Raw genomic sequence first — 8526 nt, 5'->3', positions numbered from 1 at the left:
TGAAAATTCATCTGTTTTATCGGACCAAATGGTTTTGATTGGAACGACACAAAACCGTGCTGAGAATTATTTTCGCCTAATAAAGGTCTTGGACACGAAAGGCAATGAACTCCATTTAATCACAAATTGTTTTGACTTAAGTGCCGAAGAAATCTCAGAAATGTACAAATCACGCTGGGCCATAGAATTATTTTTCAAATGGATCAAACAACATCTCAGTATTAAAAAATTCTACGGTCAGAGCGAATGGGCGATTCAAAACCAAGTATTTATTGCACTTATTGTTTTTTGTCTACATGTTCTAGCGCAAATTGAAACAGGGAGTAAGCGAAAAACCTTACAAATTAGCCGTTATTTAAGAGCTGCGCTATGGAAGCCAGCGTATATTTGGCTTCGAAAAATTGAAGGAACAGCCATCCCTTAATAAGTAAATTTGTTGTCGTCTCACAGGTCTATAGGTCTAATTGTAAATAAATTCCCAAATGAACAGAGCCGCCTTTAATTAGGTATTTACCTTTTTGGTTCTTATTAGGAAAAACAAGTAAACTGAAAATTTCGACACTATTTATGCAACACTAGTGATCATGTATATATCATGAACAAATACATAACGTTTTATTTGCAATTATTAAAGTACTGGAACAAATTTTCTTCCCTCGAGGCTCCACAACAGAAAAAACTATTGAGATGCTCTCAACAGTTTTTTCATAAAGTTCATCAATTTCTTGGTTAGGTAATTGGTTATTTTTCTAGGTAAGACCGTATTAAATTCAATTACATCTCTACCTTTGCCTTTTAAGGCTAATCAATAAAGTGTTCTCTTTACTGTTTTAACATTATAGCATCAATTTCCACACCTAATTCTTGGGATCGGGTAGCTGCACGTTTTATACATTGTATCATTGCTTCCTGATAATTATATTGTTCCAATACTTTTAACCCAGCTTCTGTTGTTCCACCAGGGCTCATCACTTCTTTTCTTAATGTTGCAGGCTGCTTAGGCGAAGATTTCAGCATTTCGGCAGCGCCGATGAGCGTTTGGAGAATCAATTCTTTACTGACGTCTTTTGCTAAACCTAAATCAACTGCCGCTTTTTCCATTGCTTCCACTAAATAATAAATATATGCAGGTCCACTTCCCGAAAGGCCTGTAACTGCATGAAGATCCTCCTCGTTCACTATCGAGACTGTACCGATTGTTAAAAATAATGTTTCAGCGATTGTTTCATGTCCTTCATTTGCATATGTTCCTTGTGAAATGGCAGTGGCCGATTGACCGATTGTGGCCGATGTATTCGGCATTGCCCTTATAATTGGAATATGAATCCCTAACAAATCTTCCATGCTTTTTGTTGAGACCCCCGCAATAACGGAAATAAGCAATTGCTTTTCGGTAATATAAGGCTTGATTTCATCTAAAGCAACTGCCACATCCTTTGGTTTCATTGCCAAAATAATAACATCGGCATTTTTTAGCGCTTCCGCTTGATTATGTGTTCCATACACGCCATATTGCTGTTTGAAATATTGTAATCTTTCTGTATCTGAACGGTTTGTGACGATTACTTGTTTTTTTTCAAAAAGCTTGCTTTTTAGCATTCCCGCTACCATGGCTTCTGCCATTGAGCCGGCTCCTATAAATGTATAGGTTAGTTTTTTATTCATTATTAATTCCCCCTGTAAAAAAACCTTTCTGTCCTAAAATAAAGGACGGAAAGGTCTGATCTCCGCGGTACCACCTTCATTGATAACAAGAAAAATAGTCAGGTAAGCTTCTTGTTATCCTCTCAAAAGGCTCATATCGTAAGCCACCCGATTAGGTTTCCCCAATAGCTCAAGGGTAGGTTCGAGGTGCATCTAGCCATGAAGTCTTTCAGCTTATGAACTTCACTCTCTTTTTGCGATTACATCATCTACTAGTCCCTATCAACGCCGATTCAATTTAATCACTTTCTAAGTATTATGCGAGTTTTGAAAATTTATGTCAATAGCTTATTTTTGGATACCCTCTCCATTACTATGATAATATTGTAAAAAATAGGATGTCTGATAGGAGATTATACTATGGAAAAACAATTAGCAAACAAAAATATTGTCATTACTGGAGCTTCATCTGGCATTGGTGAGAAAGTAGCCATGTTGGCAGCAGAAAAAGGGGCGAGGCCAATCTTGCTTGCCCGGTCTACGGAAAAATTAGCAAAAATAAGTGAAACCATTTATCAAAAAACAGCTGTAAACTGTCCATACTATAAGCTTGATGTGGGCGATTTTGAACAAGTAACAACCGTTTTTAAAAATATTTATGAAAAAGTTGGTCAAATTGATATTTTAATGAATAATGCTGGCTTTGGAGTGTTTGAGGCACTGCAGGAAGCTAGCTTTGCTGAAATTAAGCAAATGTTTGAAGTGAATGTATTAGGTTTGATTGCTTGTACAAAAGAAGTGCTACCTATTATGCTTGAACGAAACAGTGGTCATATTATTAATATTGCTTCCCAAGCAGGGAAGCTGGCTACACCGAAATCGAGCGGTTATTCAGCAACTAAACATGCAGTCTTGGGATTTACGAACAGCTTGCGGCTTGAGCTTTTACAACCAAATATTAAGGTGTCAGCGGTTAATCCTGGCCCGATTGAAACGAATTTTTTTACGATTGCTGATAAATCAGGAAACTATGTGAAAAATGTTAAAAGGTTTATGCTTCAATCTGATTTTGTTGCAAATCAAATTGTGAAGTTAATGATTCACCCGAAACGGGAATTAAATTTGCCTAGATGGATGAATGCTGGCAGTGTACTTTACAACCTTTTTCCGAATTTGGCGGAGAGGATTACTGGGAAATTATTCAATATGAAATAAACATAGATGCATTTTACACATATATTTTAAATACAAATAAGTATAAACAAAAACATTTTTTCACTATGTTAATATAATGGAATTATAAGTTAAAATTTCCACTTCTTAGAGTAGGGGGAGAGGCAAGTGAGATTAAACGGAAAGGTTGCCATTATAACAGGTGGAGCGAATGGGATTGGAAGGCAAACGGTGCTGCGCTTTGCGAATGAAGGAGCAAAGGTTGTCATTGCTGATTTTAATGAAGAGCAGGGTTTGAAGGTGTTAAAAGAAGTTCGAGAAGGTGACGGGATAGGAATATTTGTAAAGGTTGATGTAGCTGACAGCAAAAGTACAAAGCATATGGTACAAACAGCTTTAGAGCATTATGGAAAAATTGATATCCTTATTAATAATGCTGGCATTACCAATGACGGCCTGTTGGCTAATCTAACCGAAGAATCGTGGCAAAAGGTGATTAATGTAAATTTAACAGGTGTATTTAATTGTACGAAGGCAGTCATACCAATGATGCTGGAACAGGGGTCGGGAAAGATTATTAATACATCTTCTGTTTCCGGCGTCTATGGTAATTTTGGTCAAACAAACTACGCTGCAGCGAAAGCCGGTGTAATCGGTATGACGAAAACATGGGCAAAGGAATTAGGGGCAAAGGGAATCAATGTGAATGCGGTTGCACCAGGATTTTGCGATACAAACATGACTGCCCAAGTACCTGAAAAAGTCATGGAGAAAATTGTGCAGCAAATCCCACTCAAGCGTCTTGGAAAAGCAGAAGATATTGCCAATGCCTACTTGTATTTAGCCTCTGATGAAGCGAATTATGTCAATGGTACTGTGCTTCATGTTGACGGTGGGATTGTGATGTAAATAAAAATCGCCTCAATATGTTTAAAAGAGGCGATTTTTATAGAAATTAGCAAATTTGATTAATATAGTCAAGCAGTTCCGGCCGATTTTTTACGTTGAATTTCCGATAAATTTCACTTGAGTAATTTTTGACGGTTCCTTCACTTATGAAGATTTTTTCGGCAATTTTGCGATTGCTTAAACCTTCCAACATTAATTTAATAATGCTTATTTCTCTATCTGTGAGATAAATGTTGTTTTTTTCTAAATGCTTTCTAATCTGTTCGATTTTCCCGCCTAATTTATTGGCATAAATGTTATGTAGTCGATTGGCGAGCTTGACGGCGACTTCTGCTGGGATTAATAAATTCCCTTTTGCGGCATTGCGGATTGATGCAATCAAATTTTCGAAATCGATTCCTTTTAATAAAAAACCGTTGGCGCCATTTGCCAGTCCTTCCACGATATAATCCTCCTCATTAAACGTTGTTAAAATTAAAATGATAATTTCCGGGCATTTTTGTTTGACAAGTTTTATACATTCAATTCCGTTCATGACTGGCATTTGGATATCCATTAAGACAATATCTGGTTTAAGACTAATGATTTTTTCGTAGGCCTCCTTGCCGTTATCAGCTGTTCCGATGACTTCCATGTCCTTTTCTAAATCAATAACAATCTGTAAACCGTCCCGCATCAATGTTTGATCGTCTGCAATAAATAATTTAAGGTTTTCCAGGGTTTTCCCCTCCTTTATTTGGTAGTCCTTCCTTATATTTTAAATGAGAAAAGGAGGATATGGAACTTAAATTTATACTATAAGTGGTATTTAAACTGCAAGTTACTAAATGTAATGTTTTTATATATTAGAAATGAAAATATATGACTAAAAGTAACTATTAAAATAAATGAAGTTGAGATATAATTTTAGCATTATGTCAACATTTATAGTAAAAAATTGAGAAATTTGCGGCAATATAATTGTAGAGAGGAGAATCTACCTTGAATAATCAAAACCTTCTCGGAATACAGAAAGTTTTAAGGGATAATTCAGTTCTCATTTCTTTTTCAGGAAAACTTTCACAGGGCATTATTGAAGAATTGGGCGAGGCAGTGAAAAAATATCTAGAAACAGAGGATGTGCCTAAAAAAGAAATTTTTAATATTTTTTCAATTTTCATCGAACAAACTCAGAATATTAAAAACTATTGTTATAGCAAAGCGAAATGTAATGGTTACGAACATATAGCTGCTTCTTCTATTATTACGATTGGCAAGACGGAAAAAGGTAGTTTTATTTGCTCTGGGAATTTATTATGCAAGGATGACATTAGGAAGGTAACGGATAAAATTGATCGGCTGATTGTCATGGATAAGGAAGAACTTAAGAAAACCTATAAGGAAACTCTAAAATTAGATGTAGATATGGATAGTGTTGGTGCGGGATTAGGGTTGATTGATATGGCTCGAAAAGCAAGCTGTCCGCTTGAATATTCGATTACAAATGTTGATGAACAATTCTCGTTTTTTACGTTAAAAGCAGTAGTTTAGGAGTGGTAAAATGAATGGTTTATTTATAGAGGCAACGAAAAGTACGCCAGAAGTATGTTTTGATGCAGAAAATAATAAATTAGTTTTAAACGGACAGTCCTATCCAGAAAATGCATTTAAATTTTATGAGCCTATTCTTAAATGGCTTGACCAATATATTGCTCAGCTTCAGCCTGAGGTTCAGGTTACAATTGAATTAAGCCTTTCTTATATTAATACGAGCAGTTCAAAGTGTTTAATGATGCTTTTGGATACGTTTGAAGAAGCATTTCATGATGGCATCTTAGTTCAACTGAATTGGTATTATAATGAAGATAATGAAAGCGAATTAGAATGTGCTGAAGAGTTCACCGAAGATATGAGCTTTCCATTTGAAATTATAGCCTGTGTAGAATCAAAGTAAGCCCTGCGGTATTTTAAGAGCAAATGGGAGTTGACAGAAAGAAAATGGGAGAGCAAGACTTGAAAAAGATGTTATTTCGACATGAGGTTGAGGTTTTAGAACTGGCAAAAAAAAGATTGACAGACTGTACTGCTACAAATGGTACTGAAATGATTTCTGACTACTGTGATTTAGTCAAAGAATATGAAAAGCTTCTAAAAATGACGATGAAAACATATAAGATTAGTGACATCCAAGGAAAAATGCTCAAAAAACAGGAAGCAGAAATAACGAGAGTGAATAATAATTTAAAAAAAGTAGAGGAATCAAGAAAACACTTTATTTCCGATATTTCTCATGAAATGGGAGCGCCTATTCGAGCAATCCTGAGTTTTTTGAAAATAATTGTTGATGGAAAAGCTGAGCTAGAGCCTAAGTACATTCAACTTATGTATGAGCGGATTACAACTGTCAATGATTTAATAAAAGATCTTTTTGATTTATCCATTTTAGAGGTGAACGGTGCAACATTTACCCTTGTAAAATTTCCGATAAACGGTCTAATACAAAAGCTATTTTCTAAATATGAAATAGATGTAAAAGCAAAAGGGATTCAGTTTAAATATGAAGATTTGCCATCATCAATCTCTGCAAGCGGCTATTTTATAAACATAGATTTTGCAAGAATAGAACAGGTTATGACGAATTTAATTAATAATGCTATTAAATTTACGCCATCAGGAGGAACAATAACAGTCTCAGTAGAACTTGGCAATGATCGAGAAATAACAGCACACAAAATTTTTATTAAAATCATAGATACCGGTTCTGGTATTGGTAAAGAAATGCTTCCGTATATATTTGATCGTTTTTACAAAGGGAATCAACATGAAAGTGGAACTGGACTGGGGCTTGCGATTTCGAAGGAAATTATTTTAAAGCATCAAGAAATGATTGAAGCAATAAGTGAGTTAAATCGTGGCAGTACCTTTATAATCACCCTGCCAATTTATTTAGAAGCCGGAGAAAAGCAAGTATGATGCCGAGTTTATATAATAATAGAAAAAAAAGGCATAAAGATGATAACCCTGTTTTTGATTCACAACTTTTTAAGCTTATTATATTCGCAAGTAGCGTAATTGTTTTTTCAATTATCCTAATGAGTTTCCTCGTATACTTTATTACTGAAAAAGAAGCTGTTTATAAGCTTAAAACGAAGGATTTGGAATTTATTGCTGAATCAATTTCATCTAAAATAGATGAAAGGATAGAACGGGCCAAAGAGACAGCAAGTGTTTTAGCTCATGATCCAATGATTATTCAGTGGGTTAAAGGGTATGAGAAAGATGAACAATTGGAGAAAGCTGTTTTTGAAAAAATTCATCACTTAGCTTTTGATTACGATTACAGCAATTCTTTTGTTGTAAGCAATCTCACGGGGAATTACTGGGATGAAAATGGCAATAAGATTGATACGATGTCTGAGAATGACCCTGACGATAGTTGGTTTTATGAAACTATTTCTATGGGGAAGCCAGAATCTGTTTCAGTTGATTACAATGAAGAACGAAAGAATACATTTGCATTTATTAATGCGTTAATTGGTGATGTACAAAACCCAATCGGTGTAACAGGTGTAGGTTTAAGTTTAATAAGTATTTCTGAGGAATTTCAAAATTTTAAATATGGAGATGAAGGGAATCTTTGGTTAATTGATGATCAAGGTACGATTTACTTATCAGATGATATCTTACATAATGGGAAAAATATTGAGCCCTATATATCCAAAGCAACAACGGAAAAGATTTTGCAACAATTTAATTATGGCATCCAAATTCTCGAGTATACAAACAAAAATAAAGGACGTATTGATTTAATTTGTTTCCCACTACAATCTACTAATTTAAAATTGCTTGTTGAAATTCCGCGTTTTGAAACCGTTTCATTTTTGAACAGAATTAAATGGAATACAATTATCGCCTCTTCATTGATTATTATTGCGATTATTTTACTATTCTATTTTATTTCAGTTAAGCTTGCTAATCCATACAAAAGGGCACTTGAAATGAATGAGCAATTAGAGTTAAAGGTTAAAGAAAGAACAAAAGAATTGAGCGAAAAAAATAGAGCAATTATCGATAGCATCGATTATGCAAAAAGAATTCAAGAATCAATCCTTCCTTTAGACCGACAGCTACATGATTTATGGAATGACTATTTTTTGTTATGGAAACCGCGAGACATCGTTGGCGGCGATTTTTATTGGTCAAAATCTTTTAGCAAGGAACAGTATCTTATTGCTGTTGGGGATTGCACAGGTCATGGTGTACCTGGGGCACTCATGTCAATGCTCGCTATTTCAATTTTAAATCAAATTGTTGATGATGCTACTAAAGACAATCCAGGCCTTATCTTGCAAAAGTTAAATCAAGTGATTAAAGAAACCTTAAATCAACAATCAAATAATGGCGCAACAGATGATGGTCTTGATTTGGGCCTTTGTTATATTGAAAGAGGGCAGAAGGCGATCTTTTCCGGTGCAAAATGCTCCTTATATATTGCTAAAAATGGAGAAGTTTCGATTATAAATGGTGAAAAAAAGAGCATCGGCTATAGAAAGACAGTCAATCATTATGTATATTCGAACCAAGTCATTCCACTTCAAGAAGGACAATGCTTTTACATGTCAACGGACGGTTTTTTTGATCAAAATGGCGGACCGAAAAATTATTCATTTGGAAAAAAGCGATTTTTAGAGTTAATTCATATGTATCATCCATCTCCATTAAATGAGCAAAAATGTATGTTTGAACAAGAGCTTACATTATATATGGGGGATGAGGCACAGAGAGATGATATCACTGTGATTGCTTTCAGGCCTTAGGAAT

At 34.8% G+C, this 8526-nt stretch carries 9 protein-coding genes; 7 read left to right on the top strand and 2 right to left on the bottom strand.

Features of this window, described 5'->3' with window-relative positions; all coding sequences use genetic code 11:
• Positions 1-424: transposase (locus GX497_03220; GenBank protein HHY72231.1), on the top strand; the 424-nt coding region annotated here is incomplete at its 5' end.
• Positions 425-822: 398 nt separating this feature from the next.
• Here the strand turns inward: GX497_03220 and proI are convergent.
• Positions 823-1665, bottom strand: coding sequence for a pyrroline-5-carboxylate reductase (gene proI, locus GX497_03215; protein ID HHY72230.1), 843 nt, complete (start codon positions 1663-1665; stop codon positions 823-825).
• A 399-nt stretch (positions 1666-2064) separates the two neighbouring features.
• On the opposite strand from proI, the gene GX497_03210 reads away from it, so the two are divergent.
• Positions 2065-2859, top strand: a complete 795-nt coding sequence (locus tag GX497_03210) for an SDR family oxidoreductase (GenBank protein ID HHY72229.1) — start codon at positions 2065-2067, stop codon at positions 2857-2859.
• 126 nt (positions 2860-2985) lie between these two features.
• The gene (fabG, locus tag GX497_03205) at positions 2986-3726 is read left to right on the top strand and encodes a 3-oxoacyl-ACP reductase FabG (GenBank protein HHY72228.1); all 741 of its coding nucleotides are present in this window, start codon (positions 2986-2988) and stop codon (positions 3724-3726) included.
• Positions 3727-3772: 46 nt separating this feature from the next.
• Here the strand turns inward: fabG and GX497_03200 are convergent, their stop codons facing one another.
• The gene (locus GX497_03200; GenBank protein ID HHY72227.1) at positions 3773-4444 is read right to left on the bottom strand and encodes a response regulator transcription factor; all 672 of its coding nucleotides are present in this window, start codon (positions 4442-4444) and stop codon (positions 3773-3775) included.
• A 263-nt stretch (positions 4445-4707) separates the two neighbouring features.
• Between GX497_03200 and GX497_03195 the strand changes: the two genes are divergently transcribed.
• The 4 genes from GX497_03195 to GX497_03180 are packed head-to-tail and all read left to right on the top strand — an operon-like array spanning position 4708 to position 8522.
• Entirely contained in the window at positions 4708-5256 is a 549-nt protein-coding gene (locus GX497_03195; protein ID HHY72226.1) for a hypothetical protein, read from the top strand.
• Positions 5257-5266: 10 nt separating this feature from the next.
• Positions 5267-5659 (top strand): DUF1987 domain-containing protein, encoded by a 393-nt coding sequence (locus tag GX497_03190; protein HHY72225.1) that lies wholly within the window; start codon positions 5267-5269, stop codon positions 5657-5659.
• A 59-nt stretch (positions 5660-5718) separates the two neighbouring features.
• Entirely contained in the window at positions 5719-6678 is a 960-nt protein-coding gene (locus tag GX497_03185; protein ID HHY72224.1) for a HAMP domain-containing histidine kinase, read from the top strand.
• Positions 6678-8522, top strand: coding sequence for a SpoIIE family protein phosphatase (locus GX497_03180; GenBank protein ID HHY72223.1), 1845 nt, complete (start codon positions 6678-6680; stop codon positions 8520-8522). Before GX497_03185 ends, GX497_03180 begins: the two co-directional genes overlap by 1 nt.
• Positions 8523-8526 lie beyond the last annotated feature (4 nt).

The sequence above is a fragment of the Bacillus sp. (in: firmicutes) genome, assembly GCA_012842745.1.
Lineage (GTDB): Bacteria > Bacillota > Bacilli > Bacillales > Bacillaceae_J > Schinkia.
This window is presented reverse-complemented; position numbering and strand designations above follow the sequence as displayed.